This is a genomic window from Enterobacter sp. MGH 33 (assembly GCF_000534535.1).
Classification (GTDB): domain Bacteria; phylum Pseudomonadota; class Gammaproteobacteria; order Enterobacterales; family Enterobacteriaceae; genus Enterobacter; species Enterobacter hormaechei_C.
Genome location: NZ_KI973212.1, coordinates 564,323 through 580,484 on the forward strand (window position 1 = coordinate 564,323; position 16,162 = coordinate 580,484).

16 protein-coding genes are annotated in these 16,162 nt (G+C 55.2%); 13 read left to right on the forward strand and 3 right to left on the reverse strand.

Annotation, left to right across the window (positions count from 1 at the left end; all coding sequences use genetic code 11):
- Nucleotides 1-7 precede the first annotated feature (7 nt).
- The 4 genes from L379_RS21155 (at nt 8) to ubiA (ending at nt 3,920) form a co-directional block, all read left to right on the forward strand.
- Nucleotides 8-1,318, forward strand: a complete 1,311-nt coding sequence (locus tag L379_RS21155) for a maltoporin (RefSeq protein WP_032655505.1) — start codon at nt 8-10, stop codon at nt 1,316-1,318.
- Nucleotides 1,319-1,432: 114 nt separating this feature from the next.
- Nucleotides 1,433-2,371 (forward strand): maltose operon protein MalM, encoded by a 939-nt coding sequence (malM, locus tag L379_RS21150; RefSeq protein WP_015570172.1) that lies wholly within the window; start codon nt 1,433-1,435, stop codon nt 2,369-2,371.
- Between the two features lie 172 nt (nt 2,372-2,543).
- Nucleotides 2,544-3,041 carry a chorismate lyase gene (ubiC, locus tag L379_RS21145; protein ID WP_015570175.1) on the forward strand — a complete coding sequence of 166 codons (498 nt, stop codon included), beginning with the start codon at nt 2,544-2,546 and terminating at the stop codon, nt 3,039-3,041.
- A 12-nt stretch (nt 3,042-3,053) separates the two neighbouring features.
- On the forward strand, nt 3,054-3,920 hold the full coding sequence (gene ubiA / locus L379_RS21140; protein WP_015570176.1) for a 4-hydroxybenzoate octaprenyltransferase: 867 nt from the start codon (nt 3,054-3,056) through the stop codon (nt 3,918-3,920).
- 92 nt (nt 3,921-4,012) lie between these two features.
- Here the strand turns inward: ubiA and plsB are convergent, their stop codons facing one another.
- Nucleotides 4,013-6,433 (reverse strand): glycerol-3-phosphate 1-O-acyltransferase PlsB, encoded by a 2,421-nt coding sequence (gene plsB / locus L379_RS21135; RefSeq protein ID WP_003860322.1) that lies wholly within the window; start codon nt 6,431-6,433, stop codon nt 4,013-4,015.
- 154 nt (nt 6,434-6,587) lie between these two features.
- Between plsB and L379_RS0123785 the strand changes: the two genes are divergently transcribed.
- From L379_RS0123785 to L379_RS21120, 4 genes are all read left to right on the forward strand, one after another.
- Entirely contained in the window at nt 6,588-6,956 is a 369-nt protein-coding gene (locus L379_RS0123785; RefSeq protein WP_032652208.1) for a diacylglycerol kinase, read from the forward strand.
- A 108-nt stretch (nt 6,957-7,064) separates the two neighbouring features.
- Nucleotides 7,065-7,673 carry a transcriptional repressor LexA gene (gene lexA / locus L379_RS21130; protein ID WP_003860318.1) on the forward strand — a complete coding sequence of 203 codons (609 nt, stop codon included), beginning with the start codon at nt 7,065-7,067 and terminating at the stop codon, nt 7,671-7,673.
- 63 nt (nt 7,674-7,736) lie between these two features.
- On the forward strand, nt 7,737-9,074 hold the full coding sequence (dinF, locus tag L379_RS21125) for an MATE family efflux transporter DinF (RefSeq protein ID WP_032652210.1): 1,338 nt from the start codon (nt 7,737-7,739) through the stop codon (nt 9,072-9,074).
- 119 nt (nt 9,075-9,193) lie between these two features.
- Complete coding sequence (locus tag L379_RS21120) at nt 9,194-9,403, forward strand: CsbD family protein (protein ID WP_003860314.1); 210 nt, start codon at nt 9,194-9,196, stop codon at nt 9,401-9,403.
- Between the two features lie 47 nt (nt 9,404-9,450).
- Here the strand turns inward: L379_RS21120 and zur are convergent, their stop codons facing one another.
- Nucleotides 9,451-9,963 carry a zinc uptake transcriptional repressor Zur gene (gene zur / locus L379_RS21115; protein ID WP_006810484.1) on the reverse strand — a complete coding sequence of 171 codons (513 nt, stop codon included), beginning with the start codon at nt 9,961-9,963 and terminating at the stop codon, nt 9,451-9,453.
- Between the two features lie 117 nt (nt 9,964-10,080).
- Here zur and L379_RS21110 point away from each other — a divergent pair, with 117 nt between their 5' ends.
- From L379_RS21110 to pspG, 4 genes are all read left to right on the forward strand, one after another.
- Entirely contained in the window at nt 10,081-10,569 is a 489-nt protein-coding gene (locus L379_RS21110) for a cupin domain-containing protein (RefSeq protein ID WP_017382621.1), read from the forward strand.
- Nucleotides 10,570-10,761: 192 nt separating this feature from the next.
- Complete coding sequence (traF, locus tag L379_RS21105; RefSeq protein ID WP_176601513.1) at nt 10,762-12,048, forward strand: conjugal transfer protein TraF; 1,287 nt, start codon at nt 10,762-10,764, stop codon at nt 12,046-12,048.
- 82 nt (nt 12,049-12,130) lie between these two features.
- Nucleotides 12,131-13,126: a tRNA dihydrouridine(20/20a) synthase DusA gene (gene dusA / locus L379_RS21100; protein ID WP_015570180.1), complete on the forward strand. Its 996-nt coding sequence runs from the start codon at nt 12,131-12,133 to the stop codon at nt 13,124-13,126.
- Between the two features lie 136 nt (nt 13,127-13,262).
- Nucleotides 13,263-13,505, forward strand: a complete 243-nt coding sequence (pspG, locus tag L379_RS21095) for an envelope stress response protein PspG (RefSeq protein WP_017382623.1) — start codon at nt 13,263-13,265, stop codon at nt 13,503-13,505.
- Nucleotides 13,506-13,689: 184 nt separating this feature from the next.
- On the opposite strand, the gene L379_RS21090 is transcribed toward pspG, so the two are convergent.
- The gene (locus L379_RS21090) at nt 13,690-14,673 is read right to left on the reverse strand and encodes a quinone oxidoreductase (RefSeq protein WP_003860300.1); all 984 of its coding nucleotides are present in this window, start codon (nt 14,671-14,673) and stop codon (nt 13,690-13,692) included.
- Nucleotides 14,674-14,733: 60 nt separating this feature from the next.
- Between L379_RS21090 and dnaB the strand changes: the two genes are divergently transcribed.
- Complete coding sequence (gene dnaB, locus L379_RS21085; protein ID WP_003860298.1) at nt 14,734-16,146, forward strand: replicative DNA helicase; 1,413 nt, start codon at nt 14,734-14,736, stop codon at nt 16,144-16,146.
- Nucleotides 16,147-16,162: the final 16 nt, after the last annotated feature.

A 16,162-nucleotide genomic window follows, 5' to 3' on the forward strand; every position in this document is an offset into this window, starting at 1 on the left:
AGATAGAATAATGATTACTCTGCGCAAAGTCCCTCTGGCTGTCGCCATTGCGGCAGGCATCCTGTCTGCCCAGGCGGGCGCCGTAGACTTTAAAGGTTATGCTCGTTCCGGCATTGGCTGGACCGGAAGTGGCGGTGAACAACAATGTTTCCAGGCAACAGGCGCACAAAGTAAATACCGTCTCGGTAACGAATGTGAAACCTACGCCGAACTGAAACTGGGCCAGGAAGTGTGGAAAGAAGGCGACAAGAGCTTCTATTTCGACACCAACGTAGCGTACTCCGTTTCTCAACAGAATGACTGGGAATCCACCAGCCCGGCCTTCCGTGAAGCTAACGTGCAGGGTAAAAACCTGATTGAATGGCTGCCAGGCTCTACCATCTGGGCCGGTAAGCGCTTCTATCAGCGTCATGACGTACACATGATCGACTTCTACTACTGGGATATCTCTGGTCCTGGTGCCGGTATTGAAAACATCGATCTGGGCTTTGGTAAACTCTCTCTGGCAGCGACCCGTTCTTCTGAGTCCGGCGGTTCTGCAACCTTCGCCGATCGTGATGCGGACGGCGACCGTGTTTATGACAATATTGTACCAAACGATGTCTTCGACGTTCGCTTAGCCGGTCTGGAAACCAACCCGGGCGGTACGCTGGAGCTGGGCGTTGACTACGGTCATACCAACATTCCTGACGACTACTACCTGCAACCTGGCGCCTCTAAAGATGGCTGGCTGTTCACCGCTGAACACACCCAGAGCATGATGAAAGGCTTCAACAAGTTCGTACTGCAATACGGTACGGATTCCATGACCTCTAACGGTAAAGGTATTCCACAGGGCGGCAGCATCGATAACGACGGCTCTATGTGGCGCGTGCTGGACCACGGTGCAATCACCCTGGCAGACCGTTGGGACCTGATGTACGTCGGTATGTACCAGAACATCGATCGTGACAACAACAACGGTACCGAGTGGTGGACCGTGGGTGTTCGTCCAATGTTCAAATGGACGCCGATCATGAGCACCTTGCTGGAAGTGGGCTACGACAACGTCAAATCTCAGAAAACTGACGACAAAAACAGCCAGTACAAAATCACCCTGGCACAGCAATGGCAGGCAGGCGACAGCATCTGGTCCCGTCCGGCTATCCGTGTCTTCGCAACCTACGCGAAGTGGGATGAGAAATGGGGCTATGCAAACAACGACTCAGGTGCAGGTTACACCTCTGGCGTAGCGTATAGCGACACCTCCGCGAAAACCTTCAGCCGTGGCGACAACGATGAGTGGACCTTCGGCGCCCAGATGGAAATCTGGTGGTAATTCGTCAAGCCTGACGTAATGACCTGAAAAGAGGGGCGCAAGCCCCTCTCTCCTTAGGGTGCTGCGCGCTATTGCCTGGCCACCGCAGTGCTCACGCTATCAGAGGTAATAACAATGAAAATGAAGAAAAGTCTCGTCGCGCTGTGCCTCTCTGCGGGGCTGTTGGCCTGTGCGCCTGCGGTCACCTTTGCAGATGTGAATTTTGTTCCTCAAAATACCAGCGCTGCGCCAGCTATTCCGGCTGCGGCACTACAGCAACTGGTGTGGACGCCAGTTGATCAATCGAAAACACAAACTACCCAGCTTTCAGCGGGGGGCCAGTCACTGAACGTGCCGGGTATCAGCGGTCCGGTCGCGGCTTTCAGCGTGCCGGCGAATATCGGCGAGCTGACCCTGACGTTGACCAGTGAAGTCAATAAACAGACCAGCGTCTTCGCGCCTAACGTGCTGATCCTCGATCAGAACATGACGCCATCCGCGTTCTTCCCAAGTGACTATTTCAGCTATCAGGAGCCTGGCGTCATGAGTGCCGATCGGCTGGAAGGCGTTATGCGCCTGACGCCAGCCCTGGGTCAGCAGAAGATTTATGTCCTGGTGTTCACGACTGAAAAAGATCTGCAACAGACAACGAAGCTTGTTGACCCGGCAAAAGCCTATGCGAAAGGCACGGGGAACTCTGTCCCGGATATTCCGGACCCGCTTGCCCGTCATACCACCGATGGTCTGATCAAGCTGAAAGTCTCCACCAACAGCGCCTCCAGCGTACTCGTAGGCCCGCTGTTTGGCTCATCTGGCCCGGGTCCGGTAACGGTGGGTAATACTGCCGCGCCTGTGTACGCCGCGCCAGCCGCAGCACCGGCCGCAGCCCCGGCCCCGGCGAAAAAAGCCGAGCCCGTGCTTAACGATACTGAAACTTACTTTAACAACGCCATCAAGCAGGCGGTTAAAAACGGCGATGTCGATAAAGCGCTGAAACTGCTTGATGAAGCTGAGCGTTTAGGTTCAACCACTGCCCGTTCCACCTTTATCAGCAGTGTAAAAGGCAAGGGGTAACCGTCTCCCCACAGTGCTGATTTTGTTAGTCGTTTAGTGCGCCTTCACGGGCGCACTTTTTTTGGCTAAGTTGCACCATTGTTGCGATAGTGATCGCTAAATTTGGTTTGTCCGTCCTCATTTTGCCAATCTGCGATACAATGCCTTTACGTTATGTATCGGAGAGTCTGGCATGTCACACCCCGCGCTAACGCAGCTGCGTGCGCTACGCTATTTCGACCAAATACCCGCGCTTGACCCGGAGCAACTGGACTGGCTGCTGCTGGAAGATTCCATGACAAAACGTTTTGAGCAACAGGGTAAAACGGTCACGGTGACGATGATTCAGGAAGGGTTTGTCTCGCCTGCGGAGATTGCCAGCGAGCTGCCGCTGCTGCCGCAGGAAGAACGCTACTGGCTGCGTGAAATTTTACTGTGTGCCGATGGCGAGCCGTGGCTTGCCGGGCGGACGGTGGTTCCTGAGTCTACACTTTCCGGGCCGGAGCTGGCATTGCAACGCCTCGGCAAAACGCCCCTGGGGCGCTATCTGTTCACCTCGTCTGAACTGACCCGTGATTTTATTGAAATTGGTTGCGATGCCGATTTGTGGGGGCGCCGTTCCCGCCTTCGTTTGAGTGGCAAGCCGTTAATACTGACGGAACTCTTTTTGCCTGCATCGCCGTTGTACTAAGAGGGAGAAAAAATGGAGTGGAGTCTGACGCAGAATAAGCTGCTGGCCTATCACCGCCTGATGCGTACTGATAAACCCATTGGCGCGCTGCTGCTGCTGTGGCCGACCTTATGGGCGCTGTGGGTTGCCACGCCGGGCGTGCCGCCGCTGTGGATCCTGGCGGTGTTTGTGGCGGGCGTCTGGCTGATGCGCGCTGCGGGCTGTGTGGTTAACGACTATGCTGACCGGAAATTTGATGGACATGTTAAGCGCACCGCGAATCGTCCTCTGCCGAGCGGTCAGGTGACCGGGAAAGAGGCGCGCATTCTGTTTGTGGTGCTGGTGCTTCTCTCTTTTATGCTGGTGTTAACCCTTAACACCATGACCATTCTGCTGTCCGTTGCTGCTCTGGCGCTGGCCTGGGTTTACCCGTTCATGAAGCGATACACCCATCTGCCGCAGGTGGTATTGGGTGCGGCATTTGGCTGGTCGATTCCCATGGCGTTTGCCGCGGTCAGCGAGTCCGTTCCGCTCAGCTGCTGGCTGATGTTCCTGGCGAATATTCTCTGGGCCGTTGCGTACGATACCCAATACGCGATGGTCGATCGCGATGACGATCTCAAGATTGGCATCAAATCGACGGCGATCCTGTTTGGTCGTCACGACAAACTTATCATCGGCATATTGCAGGTGGCGGTGCTGGCGCTGATGGTGGCGATTGGTCGCCTGAACGGGCTGAACTGGGAGTTTTACTGGTCCGTACTGGTGGCGGGGCTGCTGTTTGCGTATCAGCAGAAGCTGATCGCGAAGCGCGAGCGTGAAGCCTGCTTTAAAGCGTTTCTGAATAATAACTACGTCGGGCTGGTGCTGTTTCTGGGCCTGGCGATGAGTTACTGGTGATAAAAAAGCCGGGTGGCGGCTTCGCCTTACCCGGCCTACGATTTAGCGGAACATATAGGCCGGGTAAGCGTTAGCGCCACCCGGCTTTAGCATCATTCGCCCTGCGTCGAACTCTCAATCGTCAAACGCACATCCGCGGTAATCAGCTCTGCCAGCATCTGGTAAACCTTCATCGTCTCTTCCGGCTCGGCATCGCCCGTATCGCTAATGTACCCTTCGTCGCGCAGCGTCAGCACCAGGGAGCTGAATACCGCTTTGTCGAAGAATTCCGGGGCGTTAATGCCATGCAGAACGGAAAGGCGCTGGGCCAGCGTCCGGCTCTCTTTTTCCAGCGTACCGCGGTTGATGGACGGATTTGCACTCAGCAACCAGAAGGTAATGGCGTAGCGCTGCAACGTCTCACGCGCACCGGAAGCCAGAAGCTGCAAGGTACGGGAACGTGACGGATTGATATGCAGTTCATCATCACTGATGGTAATCAGCCCCTGACGATGCATCTCTGCCGTCATTTTATCGAGCTCTGCCGCCAGTTCATCCTTACTCCAGCGCAGGAACAGCTCCGCTTTCAGCATTGGGTAGATGGCCTGAATATGGCGCAGCAGCTCCTGACGCGAAATCCGGCGGTGCTGGGTAATAATGGCCGCCATCAGCGACGGCAGCATCAGCATGTGCGTGATGTTATTGCGGTAGTAGGTCATCAGCACGGCCTGCTCGCGCGGCAGAATGATGATGTCACCAATCGTATCTTTCTCGACTTCGAACTTGTTCATCTGCAACGCGTGATCGATCAGCTCGCTGGCGGTGGCAGACGGCACGGTCGAATCAACGGAATACGGCACGTTGCGCATGATATCCAGGTAGCAATCAATCTGCTCGGTCAGCTGCTCACGGGTCAGTGAACGCTGGCGGGAGGCCAGAAGCGCAGTACAACACAGGTTCATGGCGTTTGCCGCACCAGCATTGTTGATGCGTACCATCAGCTCGGATGCAATGCCGTTGACCGTTGGCGTCAGCCAGGCCGGACGTACCGCTTCGATAGGATCGATAGACTCGCGCCACTCCGGAACATGATGGTTCAGATATGTCATCAACGGCAGGGGCTCACCAAAGTTCACGTAGCCCTGGCCGAGGTTGCGCAGTTTACTCAGCCCACGCAGCATCTGCGGCAGACTCTCTTTCTCTTTGGTCGCTCCGCGCAGCTCTTTCGCGTAGGTGCCCACTTCCATCACGTGTTCATAACCGATGTAAATAGGCACCAGCGTGATAGGACGCGTACCGCCACGCAGCATGGCCTGAATGGTCATCGACAGCGTGCCGGTCTTCGGATCGAGCAGACGACCGGTACGCGAGCGACCGCCTTCAACAAAGTACTCCACGGAATAACCGCGGCTGAACAGCTCGCCCAGATACTCCCTGAAGACGGTGGAGTAAAGCTTGTTACCCTTGAAGGTACGACGAATAAAGAACGCACCCAGACGGCGGAAAATCGGGCCTGCTGGCCAGAAGTTCAGGTTGATACCGGCAGCAATATGCGGCGGCACCAGACCCTGGTGATAGAGCACGTAAGAGAGCAACAGGTAGTCCATGTGGCTGCGGTGGCAGGGCACATAGACAATCTCGTGGCCGTCGTGCGCTAACTGACGTACGCGCTCGGCGTTGTGGACGTTAATCCCCTGATAGAGGCGGTTCCACGTGAAGCCAAGGATACGGTCAGAGAGGCGAATCATCTCGTAGGAGAAATTCGCGGCGATCTCTTCCATCAGCGCTATCGCGTTCTGCTGAGCTTTCTCGTGCGAAATTTTCTTGCTGCGCGCTTCGTCTTCTACGGCACGGGCAATCGCTTTGGAAGCCAGCAGCTTGTTGAACAGATCCTGACGTGCCGGGAGACGTGGTCCAACGGCCGCCAGACGCTGACGTGCAAAGTGCATACGCGCAACGCGCGCCAGCTTTTGCGCAATGATTTTGTCAGTGCCGTGTTCATCCGCCATGCGGCGCAGTGAAACGGAAGGTGAGAAGCGGACAAAGCTGTCGCGTCCTAGCCAGGAGACGGCGAAGAACTTCTGAATGCCGTTGAGCATACGCAGCGGCGGGTTCTCTTCCCCTTTTTCGCGCCCCGGACGACGGCCAAACATCACCGACACCGGCACCATCTGCACGTCCAGATCGGGGTTGCTGCGGTGCAGATCGAGGTAATCATGGAACAGCTTAATGGACTCTTCTTTCGGCGTGTAATAGGTGAACACGCGCGGCCCGCCATGGATGAACACGTAGCGCGGCAGCAGCGTACCGTCGACTTCCAGCGGTTCAAGCGGGTCAGGTAAATCGTGCGCCAGACATTGAGCGCGAAGCGTCAGCAGGTCTGCCTTCGAGTTATAAGGCAAAACGTACATAATAGGGCGCGACGTATCGAGCCCTAATTCCAGCGCAGGTTCTGCTGGGATAGACTTACTTTTTACCAGGACGCTTAATGGTAAATTAAGTAATTTGTAGTAAATTCGTGGCCAGCCGGACATAAACGATGTAAAGCCTCTGGTTAATAATGCAATTGCGGCGCAAGGATAACAGAAAGCGCGCAAAATTTCTGTTGTTACCCGTCATACTTCAGGTTGCAGCAAAACGCGCTGCGGCTTTAGTTACAGACGCTATTTATCATAAAAGGTTCTTTTAATGGCCAATAATATCACTGGGTTAACTCGAATCATTAAAGCTGCCGGTTATTCATGGAAAGGTTTCCGCGCGGCATGGGTTAATGAAGCCGCTTTCCGCCAGGAAGCGGTTGCCGCAATCGTTGCCGTTGTCATCGCCTGCTTCCTTGATGTTGATGCTATCACCCGCGTACTGCTCATCGGATCTGTCCTTCTGGTGATGATAGTGGAAATTCTGAATAGCGCTATTGAGGCCGTTGTTGACCGAATCGGGTCGGAATTCCATGAACTGTCTGGCCGGGCGAAAGACATGGGTTCCGCTGCCGTACTGCTGGCGATTATCACTGCGGCGATCACCTGGGTCACGCTGCTTTGGTCGCATTTCCGATGAGCCTCGAGGAATAATTAAGTCCCTGGTTTTTTGTGCAGTTTTTGGTTCCAAAATCGCCTTTGACTGTATATACTCACAGCATAACTGTATATACACCCAGGGGGCGGTATGAAAGCGTTAACGACCAGGCAGCAAGAGGTGTTTGATCTCATTCGGGATCATATCGGCCAGACGGGTATGCCACCCACGCGTGCAGAAATTGCGCAGCGTCTGGGCTTCCGTTCTCCTAATGCTGCCGAAGAGCACCTTAAAGCGCTGGCGCGTAAGGGCGTGATTGAGATTGTTTCCGGCGCCTCACGCGGCATTCGTCTGCTTGTGGAAGAAGAGAGCGGTATTCCACTGGTGGGCCGCGTTGCCGCAGGTGAACCTCTGCTGGCGCAGCAGCACATCGAAGGGCACTATCAGGTTGACCCAGGCATGTTCAAGCCGAGCGCCGATTTCCTGCTGCGCGTTAGCGGAATGTCCATGAAAGATATCGGTATTCTGGATGGCGATCTGCTGGCGGTACACAAAACGCAGGATGTGCGTAACGGGCAAGTCGTGGTGGCGCGCATTGATGATGAAGTGACGGTTAAGCGCCTGAAAAAACAAGGCAATACCGTGCAGCTTCTGCCTGAAAACAATGAATTCTCCCCGATTGTGGTGGATCTCCGCGAGCAGAGCTTCTCTATTGAAGGACTGGCGGTCGGCGTTATCCGCAACGGTGAATGGCTGTAATCTCTTCCTGACAGGCTGTAGTTCCTCTACAGCCTGGCCTGTTTTCTGATTCCGGTAATTTCCATGGCATTGCTAACTTCTGCCGATAAGGCGTTGTGGCGTCTTGCGCTACCGATGATTTTTTCCAATATTACCGTTCCTCTGCTGGGGCTGGTGGATACGGCGGTTATCGGGCATCTCGATTCGCCGATTTATCTTGGCGGCGTCGCGATCGGCGCAACGGCGACCAGCTTCCTCTTTATGCTGCTGCTTTTTCTGCGCATGAGTACGACAGGCCTGACGGCCCAGGCGTATGGTGCAAAAGATCCTCTGCGTCTGGCGCGTGCGCTGGTTCAGCCGCTCATTCTGGCATTCGGTGCCGGCGCGTTAATCGTTCTGTTGCGTACGCCGCTGATTGATCTTGCGCTCCATATTGTAGGTGGCAGCGATGCCGTACTGGAACAGGCCCGGCGGTTCCTCGAAATTCGCTGGCTCAGCGCGCCCGCTTCACTGGCAAACCTGGTCCTGCTGGGCTGGCTGCTGGGCGTGCAGTACGCCCGCGCGCCGGTGATCCTACTGGTGGTGGGCAACCTGCTTAACATTGTGCTCGATCTCTGGCTGGTGATGGGGCTGCACATGAACGTCCGGGGCGCGGCGCTGGCCACGGCGATTGCCGAGTACGGTACGCTGCTGATCGGTTTGGGGATGGTCTGGCGCGTGCTGGCGATGCGCGGTATCACCCTGGTTCTGCTGAAATCGGCCTGGCGCGGCAACATTCGTAAGCTGCTGGCGCTTAATCGCGACATCATGCTCCGTTCGCTTCTGCTGCAACTCTGCTTTGGTGCATTAACCGTTTTTGGTGCGCGTCTTGGGCCTGAGATCGTTGCCGTCAACGCAGTGCTTATGACATTACTGACCTTTACCGCTTACGCGCTGGATGGTTTTGCTTACGCCGTGGAGGCGCATTCAGGGCAGGCCTATGGCGCGCGTGAAAGCGGCCAGTTACGTGAAGTCTGGCGTGCTGCCTGTCGTCAGGCGGGCCTGGTAGCGCTGGTCTTTGCTCTGGTGTACGCCTGTTTTGGTGGGCATATTGTCGCGCTACTCACCTCGTTGCCCGCGCTACGTGAGCTGGCCGATCGCTACATCCTCTGGCAGGTAGTATTACCGGTGGTGGGCGTGTGGTGCTATTTGCTGGACGGCATGTTTATTGGTGCGACGCGAGGGGTGGAGATGCGCAACAGCATGGCCGTCGCGGCGGCGGGGTTCGGCCTGACGCTGCTAACCCTGCCGTATCTCGGCAATCATGGTCTGTGGCTGGCGCTGGCGGTGTTTCTCTCACTGCGTGGCCTTTCGCTGGCCGTTATCTGGCATCGTCACTGGCGAAACAATACCTGGTTTCCAGCCCCGCACGATATATCGTAACGGTTAAAGATTCCGAATATAAAAACAACTGCCGAATCCTTAACTACAATAATAATCACGTCCAGCAGAAAAGAACGAAGCGGACGATACTCATAGACGCTTAACACGAGGACACGATTATGAATAAAGACGAAATCGGCGGCAACTGGAAGCAATTCAAAGGTAAAGCGAAAGAACAGTGGGGTAAGCTGACAGATGACGATATGACCGTCATTGAAGGTAAGCGCGATCAGCTGGTAGGTAAAATCCAGGAGCGCTACGGTTACGAAAAAGATCAGGCGGAAAATGAAGTCAAAGACTGGGAAACCCGTAACGACTACCGCTGGTAACCGGCACTATCCCCAAGGGCGGCCCTGAGCCGCCTTTTTCTTTGGCTTTAACGCGGCTTTTTCTTCACCAGGATAGAGTGATCGTGCTGACAGGCATCCTGATGGCGGCATGACTCCACCTCCACGCAGGCAGAACATAAGCCGTGGGCTTCAATCACGTTATGGCGCAGCGCAAAGCCCATTCTGGCTGCCAGCGTATGCATAATATCTTCCACACCTTCCGCACACTCTTCCTTCACCACACCACAGCGATCGCAGATAAACATGGCGGACGTGTGAGTTGGCTGGTCAAAAAGATGGCACAGCACATAGCTGTTTGTTGATTCCACTTTATGCACAAACCCTTGCTCCAGCAGAAAATCCAGCGCCCGATAAACGGTCGGCGGTTTTGCCTGCGGCTCGCTTTCACGCAGCAGATCGAGCAGATCGTAGGCGCTGATGGCGCCCTGTTGCAGGCTCATCAGACGCAGTACCTCAAGGCGCTGCGGGGTCAGGCGCACATTGCGTTGCGCGCACAGCTTTTCAGCTTGCGCTAACAGCTCTTTTGTGGACTTGTCCATCGGGCACCTCGGATATGGTAAGGGGTGAAAACATTCACTTTATCATGTTCTGCTAAAAACACCGAGATCCGCCAGGCTGTGCTATACCTGACGCATCGCAAATCAGGAGATCGCAAAATGAAAAGACCTGACTGTATTCGGCACTGGCGGGACGTGGAAGGCGCTGATGACGCAACGTATCCTGACAGCAACGAACGTTTTTCTGTTGGCGCGCCGCTGGCCCGCAGGCTGGGTCTCGGCCGCATTGGTATTCACCATGAACGGCTGCCACCCGGACGCCGTACGTCTTATCCGCATGCGGAAAGCGACGAAGAGGAGTTTGTTTACGTTCTGGAGGGTTACCCTGAGGCCTGGATCAATGGCTATTTATGGAAGCTCGAACCCGGAGACAGCGTGGGATTTCCAGCCGGGACGGGCGTGTGTCACACCTTTATCAACAATACCGATGAAGAGGTGCGCTTACTGGTGGTGGGTGAGGCCAATAAAAAACATAACCGCATCTACTATCCGCTCAATCCGGTGTATGCCGCGACGCGCGAAGACCGCTGGGTCGACCATCCGCCTCAGTTTTTTGGGCCGCACGATGGAAAACCTGGGCGAAAATAATTTCCTCTTCTATAAATATTGATGGTCGTCACATATTACAACAGGCCGGGATGGAATTTAACTTAAGGAAATAGCGGGTCTTTTTGCACTTATTCACAGCAATAGTTCGTTCCTGTTTGGGTGATAACAGACAGGGTTAACTAATAACAAACTATTTACGAGCACACTGTGAAAAAACATTTTAAATTTTCGATGGTTAGCATCGCTGTCTCCTTTTTTATGGCAAATCAGGCGGGAGCAGCCAATACCTGGACGGAAGCGCGTAGCGACGCAATGGGCGGAACGGGTGTCGCGGCAGGGAGCTATGGCAGCGGGGCGTTAATCAACCCCGCGTTACTGGCAAAATCTAAGCCCGAGGATGATGTGACGGTTATTTTGCCGTCCGTTGGCGTACAGGTGACCGATGAAGACAATCTTCAGGACGAGATTGATACCATTAATGACAAAATCAATCATTACAAGGATGTGGTTGATAGTCTGACCCCCATTGAAGTTATCACCAATCCATTAGGTTCGATCAATCAGTTCCAGGGCGCAGCGAAAGATCTCGCTGATGAACTGGACTACCTGAAAGGCAAGACCGCACACGCCACCGCTGGGGCAGGGATTGCCGTCAGTATCCCTAACGATGTTCTTTCCGTGGCCTTTATGGCAAAAGGCTATGCCCATGGCCGGGTCAGCTCTTCAATCGATCAGCAGGACATTGATTATCTGCGCGGTATACAACGAAGCGATGCGGTGGCTGCCGGTGTGGCGCTGGATGCCGCGCTAAACGGCACCGATCAGATCACCAAAAACCTTAACTCTACGGCGTCTGGTCGGGCGGCGATTGTATCCGACTACGGTATTGCGGTGGCCCGTCAGTTCGATCTTGGCGGCGTTCCGGTTTCCGTTGGCGTCACGCCGAAGCTGCAAAAAACCTGGCTCTATAACTACACCACCTCAATCTACGATTACGACAGTAATAAGTGGAACGACAGCCGCTACCGTACCGACGACACTGGCTTCAACGTCGATGCCGGCATTGCTGCTGATTTCGGTGAAAACTGGACGGTCGGCGTGAGCGGACAAAACCTGATGTCGCGCGATATCGATACCAAAGATATCCGCATCCGCAACGGGCGTACGGGAGAGGTGGTGAGTTATAAAGACACCTATCAGATCCGTCCGCTGGTCACTGCCGGGGCCGCCTGGCACAACGATCTGGTCACGTTGACCGCAGACGGCGATCTGACCGAAACCAAGGGCTTTAAAAGCGAAGACACCTCCCAGTACGTTGGCGTTGGTGCCGAAGTCACGCCACTGAGCTGGCTGGCAGTACGCGCCGGTTATCGTGCGGATATGAAAGGGAACGACAGCAACGTCTTTACCGGCGGTGTCGGTTTCGCGCCGTTCAACTCCGTCCACGTTGACCTGATGGGGCTTTATGGCGAAGACGAGACCTGGGGCGCAGGGGCACAGTTGAGCATGACGTTCTAAAGTACACCGGAGGCGCTGCGCCTCCGGCTTTTCTTTGTGCTATAGTAGCGCCCCTTTTCCACCAGATGCTTAAAACTTCGCCATGTCGTCAGAATTCCAGACCGCTTTCCCTGCACACCGTTTCTCCATTGCGCCAATGCTCGACTGGACGGACAGACACTGCCGCTATTTCCTGCGTCAGCTCTCCCGCCATACGCTGCTGTACACCGAAATGGTCACTACCGGCGCAATTATTCACGGCAAGGGCGATTATCTGGCGTACAGCGAAGAGGAGCATCCGGTTGCGCTGCAACTGGGTGGCAGCGATCCGGCTGCGCTGGCGCAGTGCGCGAAGCTGGCTGAAGAACGCGGCTATGACGAGATTAACCTCAACGTCGGTTGCCCGTCCGACCGTGTGCAAAACGGTATGTTCGGCGCGTGTCTGATGGGTAATGCACATCTGGTGGCGGACTGTATCAAAGCGATGCGCGACGTCGTCTCTATCCCGGTTACGGTCAAAACCCGTATCGGCATAGACGACCAGGACAGCTACGAGTTTCTGTGTGATTTCATCAACACCGTATCAGGGAAGGGTGAATGCGAGATGTTTATCATCCACGCCCGTAAAGCCTGGCTCTCTGGCCTCAGCCCGAAAGAAAACCGCGAGATCCCGCCGCTGGACTACCCGCGCGTGTACCAGCTAAAACGCGACTTCCCGCACCTGACCATGTCGATCAACGGCGGTATTACGTCGCTGGACGAGGCCAAAGCGCATCTCGAACATATGGATGGCGTGATGGTCGGACGCGAGGCGTATCAGAATCCGGGCATTCTGGCGACGGTTGACCGGGAAATCTTTGGCGTTGACGGTGCTGACACCGATCCCGTGGCAGTAGTGCGCGCCATGTATCCGTACATTGAGCGCGAGCTGAGTCATGGTACGTATCTGGGCCACATTACCCGCCATATGCTTGGCCTGTTCCAGGGCATTCCTGGTGCGCGGCAGTGGCGTCGTTATCTCAGCGAAAACGCGCATAAGGCCGGTGCGGATATTGAGGTCCTGGAACACGCGCTGCGTCTGGTTGCGGATAAACGTTAAATTTCGCTAAAAGATGGTCAAATACGCCACGCCCTGCAACACATTGCGGGGCGTTTTGCTTTCAGAACAACGACTTATTTTTGGCATGTTTCTTGTAACGATCGCAGCATCATTCGGGAACTCGTGGGAGAGCACCATGCTGGAACTACTTTTTGTGATTGGCTTCTTTATCATGCTGATGGTCACGGGCGTATCGCTGCTCGGTATCCTGGCCGCGCTCGTCGTGGCCACGGTGGTGATGTTTGTTGGCGGTTTATTTGCCCTGACGATTAAACTCTTGCCGTGGTTACTTCTGGCGATTGCGGTGGTATGGGCGATACGGGCGATTAAATCACCAAAACTGCCCACTTATCAGCGTAATAACCGCTTCCGTTACTAAGGTATTGAGGTGTACGTCACATACCTGCAACTTTTCCGGCAGCAATCCTTAGAACAGAATAGGATTTACTTATCGAATCTGTCACTATGGCTGCCGCTAAAGAATTCATCGAGCTGTACCCTACATACAGCCGAACTAAAAAAAGAAAGGGCTTCCCACGGGAAGCCCAATTTCTTTTTATGGCTCAGGGAATTAACAGACTTGATCCCTGCGTTGCCCGGCTCTCCAGCACCTCATGCGCGCGCTGCGCATCGGTCAGCGGATATTTCTGCGCCTCTGCCACATCCACTTTAATTACCCCACTGGCGATCAGCGAGAACAGCTCGTTGCTGGCTTCCTCAAGTTCTTCCCGGTTGGTGATGTAACCTTGCAGGGAAGGGCGAGTGACATATAGCGACCCTTTCTGATTCAGAATGCCCAGGTTGACGCCGGTGACTGCCCCGGAGGCGTTACCGAAGCTCACCATCAGCCCGCGACGTTGCAGGCAGTCCAGCGAAGATTCCCAGGTGTCTTTCCCCACCGAGTCATACACCACGCGGACCTTTTTGCCGCCAGTGATCTCTTTCAGCCGCTCAACGATGCTCTCTTCCCGGTAGTTGATCACCTGCCATGCGCCCGCGTCCAGCGCGCGCTGCGCTTTTTGCGCGCTGCCTGTGGTGCCGATCAGCTTCGCGCCCAGGGCTTTCGCCCACTGGCAGGCAATCAGCCCCACGCCACCTGCGGCTGCGTGAAACAGGAACTGCTCGTCAGGCTTAATTTCGTAGGTTTTGCGCAGCAGATAATAAACCGTCAGCCCTTTCAGGAATGAGGCGGCAGCCTGCTCGAAGCCGATCGCATTTGGCAGAAGCGCCGCTTTCTCGGCCGGAACGTTATGGATGGAGCTGTAAGCGCCCAGCGCCGACTGCGCGTACACCACGCGATCGCCTTCCTTAATGTGCTTAACCGCGCTGCCCACTTTGCTGACGATACCGGCCGCCTCGGTGCCCAGTCCGCTCGGCATCGACGGAGGCGGATAGAGGCCGCCGCGAATATAGGTATCGATGTAGTTAATGCCGATCGCTTTGTTTTCCACCTGGATTTCGTTCTCGCCAGGCGCAGCGGGGGTAAATTCCACCGCTTTGAGTACGTCAGGGCCACCATGCTTGTGAAATTCAATACGTGTTGCCATGCTTCCTCCAGAATGTGGTAATCTTTCGACCCACTCTTTATCTCGGTAACTCCATTCACTATGGCAGGAAACAAACCCTTCAACAAACAGACTGAACCTCGTGAGCGTGATTATCAGGTCGCCGGGTTAAAAGTCCCGCCGCACTCGATTGAAGCGGAACAGTCGGTGTTGGGCGGTTTAATGCTGGATAACGAACGCTGGGACGACGTCGCCGAGCGTGTTGTCGCGGAAGACTTCTATACCCGCCCGCACCGCCATATCTTTACGGAAATGGCGCGTTTGCAGGAGTCGGGCAGCCCTATCGACCTGATTACGCTCGCAGAATCGCTGGAGCGTCTGGGACAGCTCGACAGCGTCGGCGGATTTGCCTATCTGGCAGAACTGTCAAAAAACACGCCAAGTGCCGCGAACATCAGCGCTTACGCTGATATCGTTCGTGAACGTGCCGTTGTCCGCGAGATGATCTCGGTGGCGAATGAGATCGCCGAGGCTGGTTTCGATCCCCAGGGGCGCACCAGCGAAGATCTGCTCGACCTGGCGGAATCCCGCGTCTTTAAAATCGCCGAAAGCCGGGCGAACAAAGACGAAGGCCCGAAAAACATCGCCGACGTGCTCGACGCCACCGTTGCGCGTATTGAGCAGCTTTTCCAGCAGCCGCACGATGGCGTGACGGGGGTGAACACCGGTTATGACGATCTCAACAAGAAAACGGCAGGTCTTCAGCCATCGGATTTGATTATCGTCGCGGCGCGTCCGTCGATGGGTAAAACGACATTTGCAATGAACCTCGTCGAAAACGCGGCGATGTTGCAGGATAAGCCGGTGCTTATCTTCAGTCTTGAGATGCCCTCTGAACAGATCATGATGCGTTCTCTGGCGTCCCTGTCGCGCGTGGATCAGACCCGCATCCGTACCGGTCAGCTGGACGATGAGGACTGGGCGCGGATCTCCGGCACCATGGGGATTTTGCTGGAAAAACGGAACATCTATATCGATGACTCCTCCGGCCTGACGCCGACGGAAGTGCGCTCCCGCGCGCGCCGTATCGCCCGTGAACACGGTGGTATCGGCCTCATCATGATCGACTACCTTCAGCTGATGCGCGTTCCGTCGCTTTCCGACAATCGTACGCTGGAGATTGCCGAGATTTCCCGCTCGCTCAAGGCGTTAGCCAAAGAGCTGCACGTGCCGGTGGTGGCGCTATCGCAGCTTAACCGCTCTCTGGAACAACGTGCAGACAAGCGCCCGGTCAACTCCGACCTGCGTGAATCCGGCTCCATCGAGCAGGATGCCGACTTAATCATGTTCATCTACCGTGATGAGGTTTATCACGAGAACAGCGATCTGAAAGGGATCGCCGAAATTATTATTGGTAAGCAACGTAACGGCCCCATCGGTACGGTACGTCTGACCTTTAACGGCCAGTGGTCGCGTTTCGACAACTATGCCGGTCCTCAATATGATGATGAGTAATTTCTAAGGAATTCAA

Coding starts and splice junctions, on each gene's coding strand:
- malM (WP_015570172.1), top strand. CDS start 1,433: ATGAAAATGAAGAAAAGTCTCGTCGCGCTGTGCCTCTCTGCGGGGCTG.
- ubiC (WP_015570175.1), top strand. CDS start 2,544: ATGTCACACCCCGCGCTAACGCAGCTGCGTGCGCTACGCTATTTCGAC.
- ubiA (WP_015570176.1), top strand. CDS start 3,054: ATGGAGTGGAGTCTGACGCAGAATAAGCTGCTGGCCTATCACCGCCTG.
- plsB (WP_003860322.1), bottom strand. CDS start 6,433: ATGTCCGGCTGGCCACGAATTTACTACAAATTACTTAATTTACCATTA.
- L379_RS0123785 (WP_032652208.1), top strand. CDS start 6,588: ATGGCCAATAATATCACTGGGTTAACTCGAATCATTAAAGCTGCCGGT.
- lexA (WP_003860318.1), top strand. CDS start 7,065: ATGAAAGCGTTAACGACCAGGCAGCAAGAGGTGTTTGATCTCATTCGG.
- dinF (WP_032652210.1), top strand. CDS start 7,737: ATGGCATTGCTAACTTCTGCCGATAAGGCGTTGTGGCGTCTTGCGCTA.
- L379_RS21120 (WP_003860314.1), top strand. CDS start 9,194: ATGAATAAAGACGAAATCGGCGGCAACTGGAAGCAATTCAAAGGTAAA.
- zur (WP_006810484.1), bottom strand. CDS start 9,963: ATGGACAAGTCCACAAAAGAGCTGTTAGCGCAAGCTGAAAAGCTGTGC.
- L379_RS21110 (WP_017382621.1), top strand. CDS start 10,081: ATGAAAAGACCTGACTGTATTCGGCACTGGCGGGACGTGGAAGGCGCT.
- traF (WP_176601513.1), top strand. CDS start 10,762: ATGGTTAGCATCGCTGTCTCCTTTTTTATGGCAAATCAGGCGGGAGCA.
- dusA (WP_015570180.1), top strand. CDS start 12,131: ATGTCGTCAGAATTCCAGACCGCTTTCCCTGCACACCGTTTCTCCATT.
- pspG (WP_017382623.1), top strand. CDS start 13,263: ATGCTGGAACTACTTTTTGTGATTGGCTTCTTTATCATGCTGATGGTC.
- L379_RS21090 (WP_003860300.1), bottom strand. CDS start 14,673: ATGGCAACACGTATTGAATTTCACAAGCATGGTGGCCCTGACGTACTC.
- dnaB (WP_003860298.1), top strand. CDS start 14,734: ATGGCAGGAAACAAACCCTTCAACAAACAGACTGAACCTCGTGAGCGT.